Here is a 24,001-nt window from a genome sequence, read left to right on the forward strand (position 1 = left end):
CAGATAGAAAAACTATAATTTCCCTCTCTTGTTTTCACCTTTCATATCAATCACTTCGTTTAAATATTTGATTCGTTCTAATATCCGTTTCGCTTTTAACTGGTCCACTCTTTCCACTCCGCCACGTTGGGTAGATGAAAGATGGATTTCCAATTCATTCAAGTCAAAATTTGACGTGAAAATAGTTGGCAATTTCTCCATCATTCGGAACTGTAGCAACGCCCCTAGAATATCGTCACGAATCCAGTTAGACATCGTTTCAGCACCGATATCATCCAATATGAGAACAGGCGCTTTTTTTACCATATCCATTTTCCCTTGATAAGAACCATCTGAAATTCCATTTTTTAATTCTCTGAAAAAATCTGGTGCATAAACAATCATCGTTGTTGTTTCTTCTTCTGCTAAATAATTCGCAATCGCTCCAACTAAAAAAGTTTTCCCAACTCCAAAAGGTCCATGAATATAAAGACCTTTCCCTACTTCTCCTGGTTTAACATCTGCACAAAATGCCATCGCTTTCGTGTATGCTTTCATTCTTGATGGATGATCTTCATGGAAATCTTCAAAACTAACTTCTGTCATTTCTTTAGGAATATACAGACTTTGTACAAACGAAGCTTGTCTCTTTCGTTCGTGATCTTTTTTCTTCAAAGGACATGGCTGGTACTCAAGATGTATTTCATTTCGATACAAGTTGACTTGTGGCTGAAAACCTTTCATCAAGTTTGGACACGCATCAAGTCCGGGACAATTGTCACAGTTTTCCCATTGTTGTTTAAACTGATATAATTCATTAATGCCGTTTTCGATCTGTCTTTCTGACAACTCATTATGGGCTAAGTATTCCTTCACTCTTTTATCATCGAGAGTATCTTCTTTTATCTTTTTGAACCGCTGATTAAATCCATCATTAGAAAACTGACTCAGCGACTGATTGATGGAATCCATTTATGATTCCCCCTTCTGCTCTTGCTTCTTTTTTCTTAACATTTCACGGTATCTTGCAGCTTCTTGTTTTGCTTTTTCTAAATCCTCATCTGTCCCCTCATCACTTTGCCAATTTTCATCGGTCATCCATTTAGGTAAAGGTTCTGTTTTAACAGCTCCTGAGAAAGGTTTATTTTTAGGTGTAAAAGGGCGATCTTTTTTCGCTTGAAACTCTTGGCTTTTTTGATTTTCTTTTTTAGCTAATTCCATTGCTTCCTTAACTGTGGAAATTTTCTTTCGATTCCAATGACCAGCAATTTTAAATGCCAATGCTTTTGATAATTTTTTGTCATTTACCATAAATATATAATCGAGTAAAACATTAACGACGCCAGGAGATAACTTGTACTCGAAGATTAGACGTTCAATAATGTCCATATCTCCTTCATATACTTTAGCACCATCACTTAATTCCTCTAGATACTCGATTGGAGCTGTTGTCTCAAAATAATGAATTGTTTTTTCTTCGTTTGTTTCTGGCACCTTTTTCAGTGATTTCAGCTCATCTGGTTGTTTTCGAAGACCTAGTCTTGGAGGTTCATCTTTTTCATTCATTCGATAACGCCTTTTCGCTTGTGTTCGAAGTTGCTCTAAATCAAGTTTTTCAGCATGGAGCATCGCATCTTGGATCACATTAGCCATTTCCTCCGCTGAAAGTTTATATATAAACGATAATTGATAGATCAGTCGTTGATTTTTCGAATTCTCAAGTTCATCTTTCGGAATAAAGGATGGTAAGTACGCCAGTAATTGTTGAAAATCAAAATCAACTTCTTCCTCCATTTGGTAAGGAATTTTCGCTTTAGAGCGACCTACTAACGGATCAGAAGAGGATAAAATTTCGAGTAGATCTGGGTTTGTGCTTTTTAGTTCAGATGGATGAATCGACGTAAATACTTGATTAAACCCTTGCGTTACATTATCTAAATCTGTTGTATCAAATGTATCTATCGTAAAAGACTGCCGCAATTCTCGGTAATGGTCTTTGCTACCTAATTTATTGTAAAGAAAAACACTTAATAAGTCATCTTTGAAAAAATCTGCTGCATCCATTGGCAAATGCAGATGATAATAATAAATATATTCCTCATCTTCTTTTTTCCTATAGACAGTTAAGAGTCCAATTGCTTCTAGTTTTTTTCGCTCAGAAAAAATGTCATCTAAGTGTTGGCCTGTTAACGTCATTAAAGCTTTATGTGTACGTTCGATTTTTTTCGTCGGTTGTTTTTGTATATCTACACAAAATGTCATATAGAGACTATAAGCTAATGACCCTATCAATGGCTGATAGAGCATTGCAAGCACATCATGATCCAAAGAGTTTGCATGGTCACTCATATAAGCAACGTATCGATTGGATGGCAACACTTCTTTCCAATGCATCTCATTTCACCTTGACTTTCCAAACGACCTCTTTCACAATATTTCAAGAAGAGACCGTCTTTCCTTTTTTAAACATTTTAATAGAGAAAAATGGAGCTGCGAGGCCCCATTCCCTAATTTATTACTATTTTTTATTTTCACGTTCGATTAATTCTTTTAATTCATCAACGAATACATTTAAATCCTTGAATTGTCGATAGACAGAAGCAAAGCGAACGTAAGCAACATCGTCTACTAAAGCAAGAAATTCCATCACTTTTTCTCCAATTTGATCACTGCTTACTTCTGAAAGTCCTTGATTACGAATGTCTTTTTCGACATCTTCTGTTATATTTTCCAGTTTTTCTAGTGGAACTGGTCGTTTTTCGCACGCTCGAATAAGCCCTCTAAGTAACTTTTCTCGACTAAATTCTTCACGATTCCCATCTTTTTTCACAACAATAAGTGGTGTTTTTTCGACTCTTTCAAAAGTCGTATAGCGATATCCACAAGCTTCGCATTCTCTCCGTCGTCTTATAGAACGGCCTTCATCACTTGGTCTTGAATCCAATACTTTCGTTCCATTGTGTTGACAACTGGGACATATCATTCGGAATTCACTCCATTCTCAGACTTTCTGCCGGAAAACATTAAACTAATTCATTACCTAATCCAGTTCCGACAAACGTAAGTCTCGAATCTAACTCTTTATATAACATCTCAATTACTTTTCTACTATAACCGAAGTCGGTAAATAAAACCGTTTCTGTTGAAACAGAAAAATCAACGGCTGTCCGATAAGGACGAACCATGATGATGGTTATGACCATGAATGCTTTTTTACCTTTTTTCACATTAACAATAATTTCACCATGATCTTTTGATGTAGAAGCTACTTCAAACCCTTCAAGGGATCTAATAATTTCCTCTACTTCTTTCATTGCTTTATCTTTCATCGTTTTGTAATACCGAGTTTGCAATTGTTCGTCATGATGGTTTTCACTAGTTTCAGTACTTGAACTAAATATTTTTTTAAATGTTTGTTTTATACCCATCTTTCATCCCACCTCATCTCTATTAAGGATAGCAAGAAATCACCAATTGTTCAATTGAAAAAACGCTCCATCATAAAGGGATGGAGCGCAAATCATGATTATGTTGAATAAACATTCATTTTTTTACTTTTACCTACGTGAATTGGTCCCATCCCTCTTGGAACTTCTATGACTTCAGAATTTTTAGCACCAAGCTTTCTTGCAATATAAGTTGAAGCTACATTCGGATCAATGCGATCTCCACACGTATAAACATCAATGCTTGCATAACCATGTTCAGGGAAGCTATGGATCGTTAAGTGAGATTCACTTATGATAACGACACCACTTACTCCTTGAGGAGCAAATTTATGAAAAGCCACTTCTCTCACTTCAGCTCCTGCTTCTAGTGCTGCATTGACAAACAACTGTTCAATATACTCCATATTATTTAATTTGTCAGTGTCACATTCCCATAACTCAGCAATGACATGACGCCCCATTGTATCCATGTTGTATATCCCCCTTTGTAAATATTCATGCTTTTTAGCATGTGGAATCTCTTTTTACCGGGGGAAAGTTAGTCCTACGAGGTCCCAACCCTTTAAGTAAATGAGATACCTACTTTTGTTTTAAAGCTTCGTTTACGAAAATCAGTATACTTTGTTTAGGAAATGAATGCAATGACTTTTTTATCCCAAAAACACCCCCAAGATTTACTTAAAGATTCTGTTCTTAAGTAAATGAAAAACAATACCTGCAAAATTAGCAAGTACTGTTTTTAATGTGTCTTTTAACTAGTTTATTTATACATTTACCATAATAATGTCTCCCTCTCTAATAGCTAAGAGAGTTCCAGCTTTTTTTCCTTCGAGTTTCTTCTCTGTAGATTTGTACGATATAGTCTCGTCCAATAATTAAGATGCGACAACTTTATTTGATGACAACAACTTCCTACCTACATATTTCACCAAATCAACAACACGACATGAATAACCCCACTCATTATCATACCAAGCCAAAATTTTAATTTGATGATCATTTATGACCATTGTGCTTAAGCCATCTATTATTGCTGAATGCTGATTTCCATTAAAATCTGTTGATACTAATGGTTCATTTGTATAAGAAAGAACACCTTTCATTGAGGTCTGTGCCGCTTCTTTTAAAACAGCATTTACTTCTTCTTTTGTCGTCTTTATATTAATATTCCCAACAAAATCAACTAACGAAACATTAGGGGTCGGAACCCTAAGTGCCATCCCATGAAGTTTACCGTCTAATTCTGGAAGTACACTACCGATTGCCTTAGCTGCCCCTGTTGTTGTTGGGATAATTGATTGACTACAAGCCCGTGCTCTTCTTAAATCTTTATGCGGATTATCAATATTTTTTTGATCATTCGTAAAAGAATGAACGGTGGTCATCATACCTGACTCTATTTGAAATTTTTGATGGAGAACTTTCATAACAGGAGCTAAACAGTTCGTTGTGCAAGAAGCATTGGAAATAACATGGTGTTGTTCATGATTGTAAGCTTCTTCGTTTACACCGTATACAATTGTCTTATCCACATCATTAGCAGGAGCAGTAATAACAACTTTTTTTGCTCCTGCCTCTATGTGAGAACCGGCTGATGTTTTAGAAGTAAACTTTCCAGTTGCTTCGATAACGACATCCACATCTAATTCTTTCCACGGTAAGTTTTTAGGATCTCTTTCTTCGCATAACATGATTCGTTTATGATCTATAATGAAAGATTTCTTTTCAATTTTTATTTCCTTGTTAAAAATACCATGAACAGTATCATACTTAATTAAATGAGCTAACGTTTCTCCTGGATAACTCGCATTAATGGCCACAATATCGATGTTCTCATCGTCTATACACCTTCTAAAAGCCATTCGTCCAATTCTGCCAAAACCATTGATCGCTACACGAATCACAATTCATCCCTCCGACTTTTCTTATAGTAATTTTCTAATTAGTAGCTGCTGAACAACGCAGGTTTCCCGAAGTAGAAAAAGTTGTTTTAGAAGGGACGACATTCTATTCCCGTTCCTTCATTACTCTTTCTGCGATAATCTTACAATTATTATGATTCAGCAACATAAATTAAAATATTTCCGTTGATTAGTATAACATATTATATAATAACGTTATACTAATTGTGATATTTTTTAGATTAAAATTGTCATTAAAGTTTGAAATGTGTATTAATTATAGTTAATGATAGGAAAAAGACAAACGAAAAAGACCACATTCTCAGCATGGAGAACATGATCTTAACAAACAACAAAGTTTACGTAATCAGCTATTTTACACTTGTTCATTAAACTATCATTTTAACTTATTAATTAACTCAACTACTTGTTGTTTCGTTTCTATTACTGTTCCTGAGTTATCTATAATATACGATGCATATTGTTTTTTCTTTTCGATTGATAATTGTGAGTCCATTCTTTGTTTTGCTTCTTGTTCTGTATAATCATTTCTAGCACGTAATCTTTTTAATTGAATCGATTCTGGTACGTAAACAAGCACAACTTCATCGACCATATGGAACAAATCATTTTCTACTAGAAGAGGTATATCCATGACAATCAACTGATGGCCTTCATTTTTATAAAAATGAGCTTGTCGGGACATTTCTTCTCGAACCGCAGGATGCACAATATTATTTAAGATATTTCGTTCATGTTTTTTTTCAAAAACAATGTTTCCTAATTTCTCTCGATTGATCGTTCCGTCTTGTTTAAGAATACTTAAACCAAAATGATCGACAATTTGATGATAGGCATTTGAGCCGAGTTCAACTACTTCTCTTGCAACAATATCAGCATCAATGATAGGAATACCTTCTTTTTTAAGCATAGCAGAAACAGTGCTTTTGCCGGTCGCAATTCCTCCAGTTAAACCAATAATCAAAATAAAATCCTCCTTTGACTTCCTGACCAACGGTAAACACCTATGATTTCATTCTTTATTTTACACGAGCAAAGGCTAAAGTTTAAAAATACCAATTAAAATAAGTAATAATCCTGGTAAAAAAGAAAGGTGTTTCATTTTTTCTGATTTAAATAAAAGTTCCCCACTCAGCTTTCCCAATGACAAGAAAAGACCACACATCAAGCCAACACTAGCTGCTAATAGCCAAGGTGATACTCCTAGAAAAGCTGCTCCCATCCCTGCTCCAAAGGCGTCTAAGGACAAAGCAACACCTAACAATAATGCTTCATTTCCAGTAATAGACCCAGAATCATCTAAATCCGCTTCCATCGGTTTTTTCAACACGTTAATGACAATGCCGAGGCGCTTTATTTCTAAATTCATCAACATTCGTTCTTGTATACGATGTTTTATCGCTTTTTTAGGCTGGCGGTAGACTTGATATAGAGCAAACACACCAATTCCAATTAATATGATTCCACCTAACGTTTCAGCTGAACTAGGCGTCATAAAAGAGCTTATCTCACCGCCAATCCACATGGCAAATAAGATCGCGATCGCAGAACAGCTCATAATAAAAACAACAGATAATAATGGCAGTCTCATCTTTCGTAACCCGTACGTCACGCCTACACCAAAACTATCCAAACTAACAGCAAACGCTAACACGAACAAAGAAAGATATTCCGTCATGGACATGAGCTCCTTCCATTTCTTGCTAAGTTAGTATATGGTAAGAGCCCATCCAATGTACGTTTTTTTCATCAAGATTAATGAAATAACCAATTTATCTTAAATTAGGTTGACATGCCGGACAAGTATGAGTCCCTCTGCCTCCAACAACCGTCCTCTTAATTTCCGATCCACATGTGTGACAAGGAAGTCCTTTCCGACCATATACATGCAATCTTTGTTGGAACATTCCCATTTCTCCTTGACCATTTACATAAGATTTTATTGACGATCCACCTAATTCTACCGCTTCATTTAATGTTTTAACAATGGAATCATGAAGCTTTACTAATTCTTCGTTCTTTAATAAGTTTGCTTGTCTTTCTGGGTGTAGTCCAGCATCGAATAATGCTTCATCTACATAAATATTCCCTAATCCAACGAGAACTGTTTGGTCTAATAACGCTGCTTTAAGAGCTCTTGAGGTTCGTTCCAAACGTTTTCTAAGCACGTCAACCGTAAAGGTATCAGCCAAGGGTTCCGGTCCAAGCTGAGATAGTGGTAACCTCATCATCTCTTCCCCTATTGGAAATAGATGCATCGTACCAAATTTACGAACGTCTCCATACCTCAATTCCTTACCACTATTGAACCGAAAACGAACGTGAGTGTGAGGCTGTTCATCTTCCTCTTTTTGAAAAACACCGTATCTTCCCTCCATTCTTAAATGAGAAATAAGAGCATAATCATCAAGTTTAAAAACAAGAAACTTTCCCCTTCTTGATATAGAACGAAAAGTCTGCCCCTCTAAATGGTGTGTAAATTGATAAATATCATCTGGTTGTTTTATCATTTTCGGCCAAGTTACATCTACTTGGCTTATCTTTTCATTTATAATTAATTCGGAAAGGGTTCGTTTCACCGTTTCCACTTCTGGTAATTCTGGCAATTTGTTCACCTTCTTATTTATTTCTTCCCTGAAAATAAACGATGATCTTTCTCTTGTTAAGAATTGTTAAGAGGAAGATCAACGTCCGCTCACTCTGTATTTATGTTTATTTTGCGTCGTACCATGTCTCCCCATAAGCAACATCAGCTAATAGAGGGACATCAAGTTTAATCGCCTGTTCCATGACGTCTGGGACCAATTTTTTCATTTGAGTTAACTCTTCCTCTGGAACTTCAAAAATCAGTTCATCGTGAACTTGCAATAGAAGTTTAGACGTCATATTCTCATTTTCCAGTGCTTCTGCCATATCAACCATCGCTTTTTTGATGATATCAGCTGCACTTCCTTGTATTGGAGTATTCATCGCAGTACGTTCCGCAAAACTTCTTTGATTAAAATTCTTACTTGTTAATTCAGGTAAATATCGACGTCGATTCAACATCGTTGTAACATATCCCTTTTCTCTTGCTTCATCCACAACACTTTCCATATAATCTTTAACTCCCGGATAACTTTGGAAATACCTATCGATGAATTTCTTGGCCTCTTTACGAGTAATTCCTAAGTTTTGCGATAGTCCATAATCACTAATGCCATAAACAATTCCAAAATTTACAGCTTTTGCTGTTCGTCTCATTTGATCTGTCACATCATCTTCTTCCACTCCAAAAACATCCATCGCAGTTTTCTTGTGTACATCCATTTCATTGATAAATGCTTGTTTTAAGTTTTCATCTTGAGAAATATGTGCTAACACTCTCAACTCGATTTGAGAATAATCCGCTGCAAAGATGAATGACTTCTCCTTTTCCGGGACAAAAGCATGTCGAATTTTTCTGCCTTCCTCCAAACGAATAGGTATGTTTTGTAAGTTAGGTTCTGTTGAACTCAACCTGCCTGTTTGTGTAATAGCTTGATTGAATATTGTATGGATTTTCCCTGTTTTTTTATGAATGACTTTTAATAAACCTTCGATATATGTTGAATTTAACTTTCCTAATTGTCGATAATGCAAAATGGTTGGTATCATCTCGTGCTCATCTTGTAATTTTTCCAATACATCCGCTGATGTGGAATAACCTGTTTTTGTTTTTTTAATAACTGGTAAGTTAAGTTTTTCAAATAAAACTTCCCCTAATTGTTTAGGTGAGTTTATGTTAAATTCTGTTCCTGCCAAGTGATGAATTTTCTTCTCCATATCTGCTAATCTTTCAACGAGACTTTCTCCCATTTTCTTTAATTCTTCTTGATCAACTGATACACCGTTCATTTCCATTCTTCCAAGAATGACTGATAGTGGCATCTCAAGATTTTCAAATAGCTCTTGCTGACTGTTATCGATTAATTCATTTTCCAACTCTTCTTTTAAATCAAAAATAGCTGCTACTTTTCTCCCTAGGTGCTGAGACAAATTCGACTGCTCTGGAATGTGCTGTTTTTTCCCTTTTCCATAAATAACTTCATCAGACTGAACCTTCAAGCTTTTTTTTCGTTTAGCGATGTCTGCCATTTCATGCGAATTTGCTGAAGGATCTATTAAGTAAGAGGCAATTTGGATATCAAAGATTACACCATCTAGCATCACATCTTGCCATCCTAAGGCGACAACGGCTCGTTTGGCATTAAAGATATACTTTTCTTTTGAAGCATCGCTTGCCCATGTTTTAAATAAATCACTCTCTAAAGCTACAGTAGTTGGTAGATAATAAAGTCCGTTCTTATTTGCAATAGACAATCCTATAACCTCTGCCTGATGGTAATTTTCATCTAGAGCTTCTACAACAAGAGCTGCTGGAGATTCGAGCATCTCCTCAGTAACTTCTGAAACAACCCGAACATCTAAGTCTTCTACTTCTTCTTGTTCTACTGCATCACTAGAACCAATTCGCTCTAATAAGGAGGAAAACTCAAGTTCTTTGAACAATTCTGTTAATGTTTCTTGATGTGGGTCACCTAGTATGAGATCTTCTAAAGATAAATCCACTGGTGCATCAAGCATAATCGTTGCTAATTTCTTACTCATTAGAGCTTGCTCATGATTTGCTTGTAGCTTTTCTTTCAACTTTCCAGCTATTTCATCAATCGAATGATAAACCCCTTCGACTGATTCATATTGTTTCAAGAGCTTTAATGCCGTTTTTTCTCCAACGCCAGGAACACCAGGGATATTGTCAGAACTATCTCCCATAAGTCCTTTCATATCAATGATTTGCATAGGAGTAATCCCATACTTTTCATCAACCAACGACAAATCATATGTATCAACATTCGTAATACCTTTTCTCGTGAGGGAAACGAGTACATTCTTTGTAACTAGTTGCAATAAATCTTTATCACCTGTATATATTTTCACTTCGTAATCATCTTTATTGGCAACTTTTTGAGAAAGGGTTCCAATAATATCATCCGCTTCATAATTTTCCACTTCAAACAGCGGAATGTTAAATGCTTTGAGTAAATCTCTCATTACCGGCAATTGCTCTGCAAGCTCTGGTGGTGTTTTTTCTCGTTTTCCTTTATATTCTTTATACGTTTCATGTCGAAATGTTGTTTTTCCTGCATCAAATGCAACGAGCATATGAGTAGGCTTTTCATCTTCTAATATTTTCAATACCATTGTTGTAAATCCATAAATAGCGTTCGTATAAACACCTTTTTCGTTATTTAATAACGGTAAAGCAAAAAATGCTCGATAAGCAATACTGTTTCCGTCTACTAGGACAAGCTTTTTCAATCCTAACACCTCATTTAATTATAATATATTTAGTTTATCATGAATTAGGTAAATTAAAAAAAGGAACGAAAGCTCAGGGGGAGACTTTCGTTCCTATCAAAGGGGATTTCAGATGGGTGTCGTCAAATAAAAATAACATCCATCATTAAACAGTCCACACCCTTATTCTACAAAGTGATTGTTAATAAAGGATAAAGAAACTGTTAATTTTTTGTAAATTCATTCATCTGATTGTATTTCATCTTGTCTTTCTTTGTAAAATAACAAACGAAATGTTGTTCCTTTTCCTACTTCGCTATCAACAGATAGGTTTGCATGGAGGGCTTCTGCCAAGTGTTTTACAATCGCCAAACCGAGCCCTGTTCCCCCAGAATTTCTGCTTCGTGCTCTGTCCACTCGATAGAACCTTTCAAAAACTCTTGGAATTTCTTTTTTGCTCATTCCTATCCCTGAGTCTTCTACTTCCATTAGAACCGTTTCTTTCTGCTCTTTCACCCTTACGGTAATATTACCTTCTTCAGGAGTATAAACAATTGCATTGTTTACTAAATTAATTAATATTTGTTTTATTCGATGAGAATCTGCAATAATTTGTGAGGACCCCGTTACTTTTTTCGATAAATGCATATTTTTTAAATGAGCCTTTTCTTCCAATATGAGGAATACTTCGTCTATTAACTCATCTAAGTTCACGGGTTGCCAATTAAGTTGAAAATGTGTTCCTTCTATTTTCGACAACTCCAACAGGTCATATATTAACCCCTCTAACCGTTCAGACTCATTTGCAATAATAGTCAAAAATTGTTTCCTCAATTCTTCGTTTTCCATTGCACCATCTAAAAGCGTTTCCGTGAATCCCTTCAATGATGTCACTGGCGTTTTCAGTTCATGGGATACATTTGCTACAAAATCTTTTCTTGCTTGTTCCAATTTTTTAAGTTCTGTAATGTTATGAAATACAATGACAATTCCTTTTAAATTTTCATCGTACCCAATAATAGGCGCACCGTGAACATCAAAATGCTTGAAATAAATCCCTATTGGCAATTTCAACTGTTTTCGTGTTGGTTTTTCTGTTAAGAAAATTTCTTGAATTAATTTATTAATTTTTTTATGCTTTATGACTTTGTAATATAGTTGATTTTTCCAAAGGTCTGTATCTTCATCAAAAATCGCTTTACAAGAACGATTTAATAGCGTGATATCCCCTTTTGTATTTATTAATATCAGGCCACTTCCCATATTTTCTATTAATGTTTCGAGGCGTTCTTGCTGGTTTTCATACGTTTGCGTGATCTGTTCTAAATTTTCTGCCAATACATTTATAGATCGATTTAATTCCCCAGTTTCCAAATTAGCTCCTTCAAATGTCCTCGCAGAGAAGTTGCCTTTTGCCAACTCGTTCGCAACCCTTCTTGCGTCTTCAACCGGTCTAATCATTTGATTTGTTAGTTTGGATGCCAAAATTAATATAACGAGAAACGCAATAAAAAAAGAAACAAATAGTAACGTCCAAATATTTTGGTAAACAGAATTTAATTCTTCCATTTCCAAACCTAATCGAACAAACCCTTCATCTCCTTCTCCATTTTCTAAAGGCATCGCGAAGTATAACAATTCTTTGTTCACAGTAGAGCTATATCTTGTTTCTCGCCCATTATCTCCTCGGATAACTGCCTGAATTTCTGCTCGATTTAAGTGATTTTCCAAATCTTCTGGATTCGCTTCAGATTCAGCTAGAACCACTCCATCAGGATCAATGATCGTTATACGAACGTCTAATCTTTCAGAAAGATCTAACGTGATACTTTGCAACAAATCTCGATCTGCTAAATCAATATCCTGAAGATAATACGCAACGACATCAGACTCTTTTTCCATGCGGTCACTCATTCGCTCTAAATAGAACTCTTTAAAAAACGGTCCTAAAATTGCTCCTAAACTAGCTAACACAATGAGTACAATAAGTGATAATGGAAAAATCATTCTAAATCGATAACTATTCATCTTTATTCGGAGTCTCCAATTTATACCCTAATCCTCGGATAGTTTTAATATATATTGGTTTTTTTGTATTTGGTTCTATTTTTTCTCTAAGGTGACTTATATGAACATCTACGATACGAGTGTCTCCGACAAATTCATAGTTCCAAACCGCATTTAAAAGCTGGTCTCTTGTCAACACTCGTCCTCGATATGTTGTTAAATATACGAGTAGTTCAAACTCTTTAGGCGTTAATTCTAAAGGTACTCCTCCTAAATAAACCTCATAGTTATCTGGAAAAATTTCGACATCACCGAAACGAACGACAGTAGACTTCTTTTCCACTCCTTTTGTTTGAGTAACAGCTTGGGAACGTCTTAAAATTGCTCTCACACGGGCAACAACTTCTCTAGGACTAAATGGTTTCGTTAAGTAATCGTCTGCTCCTAACTCTAAACCAAGTACTTTATCAAATTCATCATCTTTTGCTGTTAACATTAGAATGGGCGTTTGTATTTTATTTTGTCTTAATTCTTTACATACTTCTAAACCATCCATTTCTGGTAACATCAGATCTAAAACAATCAGGTCATATCTATCTTCTAATCCTAATTCCATTGCCTTTTTTCCATCCATTGCAGTTGTTACATCAAATCCTGCTTTTTCTAGATTAAATTTCAACAACGTTAAAATCGATTCTTCATCATCGACAACAAGTATATTCTGTGACATCTTCTTTCCTCCTGATCTGCTTTGCCACCCTGAATAAAACCTTACAAAGCTCTCATTTCTAGTTTTGTGACTGTTTATTTAATCTTACTACATTTTTTATTTATCACAAAGAAACTATTCCGAATTATTATAATGATCATCAAATATACAATTCTATTAGCTTGAAGTTTTTTTAACCAACCAAAAAAAGTCCTTCTAAATTAAGAAGGACTTTTTTGCTCTAGTATCTTTGAACGTATATTCTAAAAATTCTCAAAAGTACCTGAATCATGTGTCATTGGCTTCCACGAATAAGGTGGGGAAACAATCAATGAGCCTGTCATTACAGTTTCGTCATACTCATCTTTACCTGATATTGCTACATGCACTTTATGTTCCTTTACTTCCACTTCAGTGATCGTAACAACTAGTCTCAACGTGCCATAGTGATACATTGGCTTTGGAAAGGAAAGGTGTTGTTCAAGAATTGCACTTCCTGGACCAGGTAAATTCATGGATATGACAGAAGAAACAAAGCCGTTCAGCATAATATTTGGGACGATCGGTTTATGAAACGGAGTTCGAGATGCATAGTCATGCTGAAGATAAATTGGATTGGCATCATTCGTAAACCCTAAAAATAACAGAATATCTTTATCCTCTATTTGTTTTTCGACTACGAAATCATCTCCAACCTTCAATTGATCTATCGTCCGCCCAAGCTTCCTTTTTTTTGTAAACATGTCATATCACCTCGTGTATGTTTCTAGTATTTAACGCTCTCCCGATGTATGAAGACCTATCAAGGCGTTCTGACGTAAATGAACGACTTTGGTTTGAAAATTGACTTACCCAAGATATAATAACTTTGAAATAATCACATCGCACCCGATTAAGTAAACGCTTTCATCCCCTTTAAAGAAGAGAGAAACCTCTACATACGGTTTCTCTCATTTGGATTACTTAACTAATGTCATAACATCCTTAACGGATGCAACGGACTTATCTAGCCCGGCTTTTTCTTTATCATTAAGCTCTAACTCAATGATTTTTTCAATGCCATTTCCACCAAGGATTGTCGGAACCCCTAAGTAGATGTCATTATATCCATATTCTCCTTCAAGGTAAGCAATAGAAGGTAATACTCGCTTCTTGTCCTTTATAATCGCTTCAACCATTTGAACAATCGCAGCTGCCGGAGCATAGTACGCGCTACCTGTACCTAATAGGTTGACGATTTCTCCCCCACCTTTACGAGTTCTATTGACAATTTCTTCAAGACGCTCTTTTGAAATCAATTTTTCTACTGGGATGCCGCCAACAAAGCTATAGCGCAACATTGGAACCATATCGTCTCCATGTCCGCCTAGAACAAACCCTGTCACGTCTTCAATAGATACGTTTAATTCTTCCGCAACAAATGTATTAAAACGAGCAGTGTCTAGAACACCTGATTGACCGATAACACGGTTTTTTGGAAACCCAGATTCTTTAAAAACAGAATATGTCATCGCATCAACTGGGTTTGTTAATACAATAATAAAACATTCGGGAGAGTACTTCACAATTTCTTTTGTAACGCTTTTCATAATATTAGAGTTAGTGCTCACAAGGTCATCACGACTCATCCCGGGCTTTCTCGGAATTCCTGCAGTTATGACAACAATATCAGACCCTTCTGTATCTTTATAATCAGAAGTACCAACAATTTTAGAATCAAATCCTTGAACTGGGCTAGCTTCTAGCATATCTAATGCTTTCCCTTTTGTTGGACCATCCATTTGGGGAATATCCACTAAAACTACGTCTCCGAGCTCTTTCTGTGCAGCCATTAGTGCCGTTGTTGTTCCAGTAAAACCGCCGCCAATTACGCTAATTTTTCTTCGTTTAATTGCCATTTTTATCGCACTCCTCTATTTATTATAAGGCTTTGTTAAAATGCAATGGTGTTTTGGTAGGACCAAAAACCGATGTTCCTTCTTTAATCGTTTTTGTTTATAAATGATATCAATGAACTGGCAAAACGCCACTCCCTGTGTCTTAGGTTACTGAAACATTTTAGTTCAGCGAACACAATCAAACTCAGTTTGTGGCACACCAGTAATCGATCAAACTCATCGTTATCGGTCCCATAACTAGTAGTTTTTTACAAAAGCGTTTAACAAAACCTTTTTAAAACGTATATAATACACATTTTTTTATAGAAAAAGCTTGATTACAAGTTGTTAATAAGTGCATCTCCGAATTCAGAACATTTAACTTCTGTTGCTCCATCCATTAATCGTGCAAAATCATATGTCACTGTTTTGCTTCCAATTGTTTTATCCATTGAATTTTCAATCATATCTGCTGCTTCTGCCCAACCTAAGTGACGAAGCATCAATACTCCTGAAAGAAGAACAGATGATGGGTTAACTTTGTCTTGTCCAGCATACTTTGGTGCCGTACCATGAGTTGCTTCGAAAATGGCATGACCAGTATCATAGTTGATGTTCGCACCAGGTGCGATACCAATTCCGCCAACTTGTGCAGCTAAAGCATCAGAACAGTAATCCCCATTCAAGTTCATCGTAGCAACAACGTCAAATTCTTTTGGTCGCGTTAAAATTTGTTGCAAGAAAATGTCTGCAATCGAATCTTTAACGATAATTTTCCCTTCAGCTTCTGCTTTTGACTGTGCATCATTTGCAGCAGCTTGTCCTTTATCTTCTACAATTCGATCATATTCTGCCCATGTAAACACTTTATCACCGAATTCTTGTTCAGCTAGTTCATATCCCCAATTTTTAAATGCCCCTTCAGTAAATTTCATGATGTTTCCTTTATGGACAAGGGTCACACTCTTTCGTCCTTCATCAAGTGCATACTGAATAGCAGATCTCACTAATCGAGTTGTACCTTCTTTAGAAACAGGCTTAATACCAATACCTGATGTTTCAGGGAAACGGATGTTTTTAACTCCCATCTCATCTTGCAAAAAGCTGATAAGTTTTTTCACTTCAGGTGTACCTTCTTGGTACTCAATACCTGCATAAATATCTTCAGTATTTTCACGGAAGATTACAATATCCGTGTCTTCTGGTCGTTTAACTGGGGAAGGAACTCCTTCGAACCAACGAACTGGACGTAGGCAAGTATAAAGATCTAGTTCTTGACGAAGAGCAACATTTAACGAACGGAAACCTCCGCCAATTGGTGTTGTTAATGGACCTTTTATTGCAATCATATATTCGCGAATTGTATTCAACGTCTCTTCTGGTAACCACTCACCTGTTTTTGTATGAGCTTTCTCTCCAGCATAAACTTCTTTCCAATGAATTTTTTTCTCCCCATTGTAAGCCTTATCTACTGCTGCTTCAATAACACGAGATGCTGCTTTCCAAATGTCTGGTCCGATTCCATCACCTTCGATATAAGGAATTACCGGTTCATTCGGTACACTAAGTACTCCACTATTTACTGAAATTTTCTCTGCTGACATTAAAAAAACCTCCTAAAATATTCTATGTAGTAAGAAAAGCGTCTTGCGCTTAACTTGTCACAGGGGGAAGAAGAAAGAAATTTTCTTCCTTCTTCCCATTAATCAATATTACCTTTCTTCTAATGGTACCCACTTTTGATGATCTGGTCCAGTATATTCTGCTCGAGGTCGAATAAGACGGTTGTTCTCAAACTGCTCAAGAATATGCGCAATCCAACCTGATACTCGACTCACTGCAAAAATAGGTGTGAAAATATCATGCTCGATACCTAAACTATGATAAACCGATGCTGAATAAAAGTCGACATTTGGAAGTAACCCTTTTTCCTTTGTGACAATTTCATCAATTTTCACACTCATATCATACCATTTTGTTTCGCCAGTGATATCTGTTAATTGTCGAGACATTTCTTTTAAATGTTTAGCTCGTGGATCACCATCTTTATATACACGATGTCCAAAGCCCATAATTTTCACTTTTCTTGCCAAGGCATCTTTGATATAAGGTTCTACCTTATCTAGATCTCCTATTTCTGAGAGCATAGACATCACTCGTTCATTAGCTCCCCCATGAAGCGGGCCTTTCAAAGCACCGATCGCAGCGGTGATTCCTGAGTACATATCTGATAAAGTTGCCACACAAACTCTAGCAGTAAAAGTTGAGGCATTTAACTCATGATCAGCATGTAAAACTAAAGCTTTATTCATCGCTTTTTCAGAAATTTCATCTGGTTCTTCACCATTTAACATATAAAGGAAATTAGCCGCAAAACTTAATCCTTCTTTTGGTGCAATAGGTTCTTTCCCCTGTCTAATTCTTGAGAAAGAGGTAACAATTGTTGGTAATTGAGCTTGAAGCTTTAGCGCCTTTTCATAATTTGCTTTTTCTTCTTGCTCATCTGCACCTTCATCGTATAATGCGAGCGCAGAAACTGCTGTTCTAAGTGCAGCCATAGGATGAACTTTATCGATCGGATACATCTTCATTTGCTGAAGTACTTCGTCTGGTACTTTTGCAGCTGATGAAAGTTGCTTAGTAAAAGTGGTCAGCTCCTCTTTAGAGGGAAGCTTGTGATTCCAGAGTAAATAAACCACTTCTTCAAAGCTAGCATAGTTCGTCAAGTCATCAATATCATACCCATGATATGTTAATACACCATCAATTATAGAACTAACACCTGACGTCGTCGCAACAACACCTTCTAACCCTTTAGTTGTACTCATGCTACCTCTCCTTTATAAAAAATGTGGGCTTTCTTATATTTATGCCCTATTACCAAGATTTTTGCCAATTTAAGAAACCGCATCAATACCGAATGAAGGTTCACTCAATATCCAAGCCAATACAAATTTACTTTCCTAAAATACTTTCATTTAAACATGTTATCTTTTTAACAAAGCAATCTAAAAGAAAGCGACAAGTAAGCGGTTACGAAAAAACTTGGCAATGAGAACCAAATAATGATTTTATGTATTTGGCATCATACACTCTCTATTATACCATTTTTCACATTTTTGTGAACGCAAAATTTTAAAACGATTTAACATTCAGACTTTAAGTATTATTTTAATTTATCAGAATATTATTTCATTTTGTGGATATCACCTTATTTCTTACAAATAAAACGTGAAAGACTAAGTAAACATGAAAAAAACAGCAAAAATCGTTTGTTTTAGCCTCCAAATGATGAAAAAAACGATGCTATCTTCATAGCCATATAGGCAATTCCAGCACCTATTAACGGACCAACTGCAACACCGTTAAAAACCGCCACTGCTAATATTGTACCAAATACAAGGGCTACAGTAATATGAGGGTCTGTTTTCAATAATTCTATTCCATTTGCAGCAATGATTGCAACAAAAATACCAGAACCTAAAGCGATCCAGGCATAGTATGACTTTAAAGCTTGCTGTAAGTCTTTGAATCCAATCTCTCCTGTAACGATTGGCACTAGGACAGCAATGGTAATAATCGTTACCCCTATGTTAATCCCTTTTTGTTGGGCAATAGGTAGTATTTTATCTCCGAAACCAGACCATTTAACAATCAACAAAAAACCTACGGCAATAATTAAAGATTGATTTTTTGCAAATAGTCCAATTGCTAGAAGAATAAGCATAAATATCGTTGCTTGACTCATTATCGTTACTTCCTTCCTCTAATTTTCTAAGCTTAAATTTTATCAAAGTTACAACTTAACTACTTTTATATTAAGCAAATTTTGTCGTTTGTTTCATATTTTACGTGGACATGCATAGATTATTGGTAGCTTACCTTCTGGGAGATGAAATATATGATAAATCATTCATCAACTACATGGAAACAAGTTGTGTTTTTGTTACTAATTATTAGCGGTATATTAATTCTTTCTTTCGTCTCTCTTATTTACTTTTATCCTTTTCTTCTTGCATTTATTTTTTCGCTTATCTTTTTACCGTTTGTGAATTTTTTAGATTATCAATGGAGATGGAACCGATCTCTAGCTAGCCTTATCGTTATTGGATCATTCATTATTATACTATTAACATTCTTTTCTTTTTTAATAGCTGAAATTGTACAAGGTTTATCGTATTTAGTTAAAGTATTGCCTTCGAATATGGAAGATATTTTATTTAACATTCAACACATCTTAGATCAAACTATTTTTCCTTTTATAAATAATATTGCCCAATTCTCATCAAATACAGATAACTCTTCGATGAATATGGACCAAACGATGGAAGAACTTATTAGTCAAACAGGTTTTCAAATTGTCCATTTGTTGCAGCTCACCTTAAACCAATTACGCGATTTTTTTATGGCTATCCCTCATGCTATGACAATGATCTTTTTTTCTTTACTTGCCTCGTTTTTTATGACAAAAGATTGGCCACAAATAATTACATGGCTTCATCGATATGTACCCATTCGGTTATTTCAATTTACAAGTCGAATGATGACAGAGTGGAAAACAGCATTCGGAAACTATATTAAAGCACAATTAACGTTAGTTTTCATTACTGGGATAATCGTATTTGTAGGACTTCTCATTCTCAGAGTAGAATATGCTTTTACTACCGCTCTTCTCATAGCGATGGTTGATATTCTTCCTTACATTGGAACCGGGGCTGTTTTTTTACCATGGATTATTTATGCCTTTTTTCAATCCAATTGGTATATGACTATTGGGTTATCAATCTTATATAGCCTTGTCGTACTTCAACGACAAGTTTCAGAACCTAGAATCGTTGCACATCATATCGGTACGCCAACGCTTATTTTTTTGTTTACTATTTTTGCTTGCTATCAGTTTTTTGGTTTTATCGGTATTTTATTTGGCCCACTAGTTCTTATCCTTAGTCAATCGTTAGCAAGAGCTGGAATCGTAGAAGAAATTAAAATCTTTCTCGCAAAATAAAGATGGTGAACTAAAAAACTAATCTATATTGAAAAACGAGTCAGATATATGCATCCTGACTCGTTTCTCTATACCATCTCGATATGATTACTCGTTCGAAAGAGCGATAGCGGAAACTAACTGAAGAAAAGTGTCTGCAGAAAGTGATGTCAAATATAATAATGAAATAAAAGACTTTTCCTTTTGTGAGAACCTCTTAGTTTCGCTTATTAAGGTTTTCGATTCCATCGATCATTCGAAACATAAACAAAGTTTCCAGATTTAACTGCCTTTTGGAATACCTTCTGAAGGAAAGCTTTGAATACTGAGCGGGATTGTGGGATTAACAAAAAGAAACCGAGTGCGTCTGTTATAAATCCAGGAGTTAAAAGAACCACTCCTCCAACTAATATACAAATACCATCTAACAGCACCGATCCTGGTACTTGTCCTTGAGATGCTTGCATTTGAGCTGTTCTAATTGCATTTAAACCTTCTTTTTTAGCTAATGCCGCCCCTAAAATACCAGTTAAGATAATCAATAAGATTGTCACTGGAACACCAATCAAATTACCAGAAAGTATCAATACCCATATTTCTAATGCTGGGACCACAATTAGCAATAATAAAAACAGTTTTCCCATAGCTTTTCTTCCTCTCATTTAAAATCCATCTCTTTTTCATCTTGGTCTGTTATAATTCCGAACAAAAAAGAAATAGATCACGTTAATCTTGTAAAAAAGAGAAGGGAATAAACTCTCCCTTCTCTTCCTCTCTATTTATTATAAGACACTTGCTTGTCCTTTGTAAATCTTTCCGTGTTGACTATCAACCGTAATTTCATCTCCATCATTAAATTTAGATGTGACATCATCCACACCTACTATGACTGGAATTCCTAAACTTAAACCTACAACAGCTGCATGAGAAGTTAATCCGCCCTGCTCTGTAATAACAGCTGAAGCTTTTTCAAAAGCTTCCATCATGTCACGATCAGTGCTTGAAATAACTAAAATGTCACCTTGTTTTGTTTTAGAAAGTGCTTCGCCCGTATTGTGAGCCACCACTACATTTCCAGTTGTCGATTTGCGACCAATTCCTTGACCTTTAGCTGCAATTTCACCAATGACATGAACTTTCATAAGGTTAGTTGTTCCTTTTTCACCAACTGGTACACCAGCAGTGATAACAACTAGATCCCCATTTTTTACAAAACCTGTTTTTAATGATTCATCCACTGCTGATTGAAGCATTTCATCAGTAGAATCTGCTTTAGGTCCTACTTGTGGGTAAACGCCCCATACAAGTGAAAGTGCTCTAGATACGCGATCACTACTTGTAACTGCAAGAATAGGTGACTTCGGACGATATTTAGAAATCATTCGAGCAGTATGACCGCTCTCTGTTGACGTCAAAATAGCAGAAGCTTGAAGGTTTTGAGCAGTATGAGTAACTGATTGACTAATAGCGTTTGTTACACTATGCTCGCTTTCTTTTGATCGTTTTCGTAAAATATCTTCATATTTTAACGCTGTTTCTGTTTTCACAGCAATGTTGTTCATTGTTAAAACAGATTCTACAGGATACGTTCCGGCTGCCGTTTCTCCTGAAAGCATAATAGCATCTGTACCATCGAAAATGGCGTTAGCTACGTCACTTGCTTCTGCACGAGTTGGACGAGGATTACGTTGCATAGAGTCAAGCATTTGTGTTGCTGTAATAACAGGTTTACCTAATTTATTACATTTTTTAATTAACTCTTTTTGTACAAGAGGTACATCTTCCGGTGGAATTTCAACCCCTAAATCTCCACGAGCAACCATTAAACCATCTGATACTTCAAGAATCTCATCGATATTATCGACACCTTCTTGGTTTTCAATCTTAGGGATAATTTGAATATGATCTGCTCCATGTTTTTCAAGAAGTTGGCGAATTTCAAATACGTCAGAAGCACGACGCACAAATGATGCTGCTATAAAATCAACATCTTGCTCGATACCGAATTCGATATCTTTCGCATCTTTATCTGTAATCCCTGGAAGGTTAACACTAACATTAGGTACATTAACACCTTTTTTATTTTTCAAAACTCCACTATTTACAACATTTGTAACTAATTGTCCGTCAGTGATCTCCGTTACTTTTAGCTCAATCAAACCATCATCTAAAAGTAGAACAGATCCAACATGTACATCATCAATTAAACCAGGATACGTAACGGAAATTAACTCGTTATTTCCTACTACCTCTTCCATTGACACACGAACAGTACTTCCTTGCTCTAACTTCGCTTCTCCGCCTTCCAACGTTTGTGTACGGATTTCAGGTCCTTTTGTATCAAGGAGAATAGCCACGTTTTTCCCAGCCTCTTTAGAAGCTTCACGGATAGTCTTAATACGAGCTCCGTGCTCTTCAAAGTCACCATGGGAAAAGTTTAGTCTCGCAACATTCATTCCTGCCTCAATAATATTCGTCAACTTTTCTTTTGATTCACTCGCTGGTCCTATTGTACATACAATCTTTGTTTTTCTCATTCTTCATCCTCCTCATTTATATGAAACAGCTATCAGTCATTCCTCTTTAATCTTTCCCACACGAAAGCCAGGACAAACTGATTGTCCTAGCAATCACCTATTATGTCAGAAAAATAAATGGAATCCTTATAGCTTTCTAGATAGACAATACTTTAGATAGCTCGTACATTTCGTTATCTAATATATGTTTTCTTGCTAAAATTTCATTAATATCGTGTGATACGAGCTCGTTTTTCTCTATACCAACCATCTTGCCAGCTTCTCCAGCTAACAGAAGTTCAACCGCTTTCGCACCTAATCTACTAGCTAAAACTCGATCTTGTGCTGTTGGCGAACCACCACGTTGGATATGTCCTAGAACAGTAACACGGGTTTCTAGCTCCGTTTTTTGCTGAATTTCTTTTCCGATATCAACACCAGAACCGACACCTTCAGCTACAACGATAATACTATGCTTTTTGCCACGCTTGTGACCACGTTTTAAGCGACTAATGATATCTTCCATATCATCTTCCACTTCTGGTACCATGATCGTTTCTGCGCCATCAGCAAGCCCTGACCAAAGAGCTAAGTCGCCTGCATTACGTCCCATTACTTCAATCACATAAGTTCGTTCATGAGATGTTGCCGTATCGCGAATTTTATCGATTGCATCAATGATTGTGTTTAAAGCTGTATCAAAACCAATCGTATAATCTGTTCCCGGAATATCGTTATCGATTGTTCCTGGAACCCCTATTGTTGGATAGCCATGTTCAGCAAGTTTTTGAGCCCCTTGGAAAGAACCGTCTCCACCAATAACAATCAAGGCTTCGATTCCGAATTTCTCCAATTGTTCAATTCCTTTTTTCTGCCCTTCGAGAGTTTTAAACTCCTCACAGCGAGCTGTATATAGTTTTGTTCCTCCGCGGTGGATAATATCTCCTACAGAACCTCTATCTAACTTTTCAATTTCTCCACTGATCAATCCAGCAAAACCGTAATAAATACCATAAACTTCAAGATCATGATAGATTGCTTTTCGGACGACCGCACGAACTGCTGCGTTCATACCTGGTGAGTCACCACCGCTTGTAAGTACTCCAATACGTTTCATTCGACAATTTCACCTCTAATTTTCTGTTCTTTTTTTATTATGTGTTAAAAATACCATTTTCATTTATTAAAAACAATAGAGATCAGACATCAAGCAAAAAGGCTTTCTCCAATAAGAGAAAG

21 protein-coding genes are annotated in these 24,001 nt (G+C 36.0%); 1 reads left to right on the forward strand and 20 read right to left on the reverse strand.

The features are described from left to right. Window positions 1–12 precede the first annotated feature (12 nt). The 17 genes from dnaI to QDN89_RS09510 all read right to left on the reverse strand — a co-directional run bounded on the left by dnaI (window position 13) and on the right by QDN89_RS09510 (window position 19,013). The gene (gene dnaI / locus QDN89_RS09430; protein WP_280769877.1) at window positions 13–951 is read right to left on the reverse strand and encodes a primosomal protein DnaI; all 939 of its coding nucleotides are present in this window, start codon (window positions 949–951) and stop codon (window positions 13–15) included. Beyond that, window positions 952–2,373: a replication initiation and membrane attachment family protein gene (locus QDN89_RS09435; protein ID WP_280769878.1), complete on the reverse strand. Its 1,422-nt coding sequence runs from the start codon at window positions 2,371–2,373 to the stop codon at window positions 952–954. A 124-nt stretch (window positions 2,374–2,497) separates the two neighbouring features. Then, the gene (gene nrdR / locus QDN89_RS09440; RefSeq protein ID WP_280769879.1) at window positions 2,498–2,962 is read right to left on the reverse strand and encodes a transcriptional regulator NrdR; all 465 of its coding nucleotides are present in this window, start codon (window positions 2,960–2,962) and stop codon (window positions 2,498–2,500) included. Window positions 2,963–3,002: 40 nt separating this feature from the next. Then, a complete protein-coding gene (locus QDN89_RS09445) occupies window positions 3,003–3,407 on the reverse strand; it encodes a DUF1499 domain-containing protein (RefSeq protein WP_280769880.1) in 405 nt (134 codons plus the stop codon). Window positions 3,408–3,505: 98 nt separating this feature from the next. Beyond that, a complete protein-coding gene (gene speD, locus QDN89_RS09450) occupies window positions 3,506–3,898 on the reverse strand; it encodes an adenosylmethionine decarboxylase (RefSeq protein WP_342394373.1) in 393 nt (130 codons plus the stop codon). Between the two features lie 405 nt (window positions 3,899–4,303). Further along, entirely contained in the window at window positions 4,304–5,335 is a 1,032-nt protein-coding gene (locus QDN89_RS09455; protein WP_280770107.1) for a glyceraldehyde-3-phosphate dehydrogenase, read from the reverse strand. A 391-nt stretch (window positions 5,336–5,726) separates the two neighbouring features. Beyond that, window positions 5,727–6,314 (reverse strand): dephospho-CoA kinase, encoded by a 588-nt coding sequence (coaE, locus tag QDN89_RS09460; RefSeq protein ID WP_280769881.1) that lies wholly within the window; start codon window positions 6,312–6,314, stop codon window positions 5,727–5,729. Window positions 6,315–6,389: 75 nt separating this feature from the next. Then, entirely contained in the window at window positions 6,390–7,028 is a 639-nt protein-coding gene (gene ytaF / locus QDN89_RS09465) for a sporulation membrane protein YtaF (protein WP_280769882.1), read from the reverse strand. Window positions 7,029–7,122: 94 nt separating this feature from the next. Continuing rightward, window positions 7,123–7,956, reverse strand: coding sequence for a DNA-formamidopyrimidine glycosylase (gene mutM, locus QDN89_RS09470; protein WP_280769883.1), 834 nt, complete (start codon window positions 7,954–7,956; stop codon window positions 7,123–7,125). Between the two features lie 106 nt (window positions 7,957–8,062). Further along, window positions 8,063–10,699: a DNA polymerase I gene (polA, locus tag QDN89_RS09475; RefSeq protein ID WP_280769884.1), complete on the reverse strand. Its 2,637-nt coding sequence runs from the start codon at window positions 10,697–10,699 to the stop codon at window positions 8,063–8,065. Window positions 10,700–10,909: 210 nt separating this feature from the next. After that, window positions 10,910–12,697: a two-component system histidine kinase PnpS gene (gene pnpS / locus QDN89_RS09480; RefSeq protein WP_280769886.1), complete on the reverse strand. Its 1,788-nt coding sequence runs from the start codon at window positions 12,695–12,697 to the stop codon at window positions 10,910–10,912. Further along, entirely contained in the window at window positions 12,690–13,406 is a 717-nt protein-coding gene (locus QDN89_RS09485; RefSeq protein WP_280769888.1) for a response regulator transcription factor, read from the reverse strand. The genes pnpS and QDN89_RS09485 overlap by 8 nt, the downstream gene beginning before the upstream one ends. 242 nt (window positions 13,407–13,648) lie before the next feature. Further along, complete coding sequence (locus QDN89_RS09490; RefSeq protein WP_280769889.1) at window positions 13,649–14,128, reverse strand: MaoC/PaaZ C-terminal domain-containing protein; 480 nt, start codon at window positions 14,126–14,128, stop codon at window positions 13,649–13,651. Between the two features lie 216 nt (window positions 14,129–14,344). Next, complete coding sequence (gene mdh, locus QDN89_RS09495; protein WP_280769890.1) at window positions 14,345–15,283, reverse strand: malate dehydrogenase; 939 nt, start codon at window positions 15,281–15,283, stop codon at window positions 14,345–14,347. A 317-nt stretch (window positions 15,284–15,600) separates the two neighbouring features. Beyond that, window positions 15,601–16,866, reverse strand: a complete 1,266-nt coding sequence (gene icd, locus QDN89_RS09500; RefSeq protein ID WP_280769891.1) for an NADP-dependent isocitrate dehydrogenase — start codon at window positions 16,864–16,866, stop codon at window positions 15,601–15,603. Between the two features lie 108 nt (window positions 16,867–16,974). After that, window positions 16,975–18,090, reverse strand: coding sequence for a citrate synthase (gene citZ / locus QDN89_RS09505; RefSeq protein ID WP_280769892.1), 1,116 nt, complete (start codon window positions 18,088–18,090; stop codon window positions 16,975–16,977). Window positions 18,091–18,539: 449 nt separating this feature from the next. Further along, a complete protein-coding gene (locus tag QDN89_RS09510) occupies window positions 18,540–19,013 on the reverse strand; it encodes a DUF441 domain-containing protein (protein WP_280770108.1) in 474 nt (157 codons plus the stop codon). A 150-nt stretch (window positions 19,014–19,163) separates the two neighbouring features. Here QDN89_RS09510 and ytvI point away from each other — a divergent pair, with 150 nt between their 5' ends. Further along, window positions 19,164–20,267 carry a sporulation integral membrane protein YtvI gene (gene ytvI / locus QDN89_RS09515; protein WP_280769894.1) on the forward strand — a complete coding sequence of 368 codons (1,104 nt, stop codon included), beginning with the start codon at window positions 19,164–19,166 and terminating at the stop codon, window positions 20,265–20,267. Between the two features lie 209 nt (window positions 20,268–20,476). Here the strand turns inward: ytvI and QDN89_RS09520 are convergent, their stop codons facing one another. The 3 genes from QDN89_RS09520 to pfkA all read right to left on the reverse strand — a co-directional run bounded on the left by QDN89_RS09520 (window position 20,477) and on the right by pfkA (window position 23,879). Next, window positions 20,477–20,890 (reverse strand): FxsA family protein, encoded by a 414-nt coding sequence (locus QDN89_RS09520; protein ID WP_280769896.1) that lies wholly within the window; start codon window positions 20,888–20,890, stop codon window positions 20,477–20,479. A 138-nt stretch (window positions 20,891–21,028) separates the two neighbouring features. Continuing rightward, window positions 21,029–22,783 carry a pyruvate kinase gene (pyk, locus tag QDN89_RS09525; protein WP_280769897.1) on the reverse strand — a complete coding sequence of 585 codons (1,755 nt, stop codon included), beginning with the start codon at window positions 22,781–22,783 and terminating at the stop codon, window positions 21,029–21,031. 136 nt (window positions 22,784–22,919) lie between these two features. After that, window positions 22,920–23,879 (reverse strand): 6-phosphofructokinase, encoded by a 960-nt coding sequence (gene pfkA, locus QDN89_RS09530; protein WP_280769898.1) that lies wholly within the window; start codon window positions 23,877–23,879, stop codon window positions 22,920–22,922. Window positions 23,880–24,001 lie beyond the last annotated feature (122 nt).

The sequence above is a fragment of the Salipaludibacillus daqingensis genome, from assembly GCF_029891575.1.
GTDB classification, from domain to species: Bacteria; Bacillota; Bacilli; order Bacillales; family Salisediminibacteriaceae; genus Salipaludibacillus; species Salipaludibacillus daqingensis.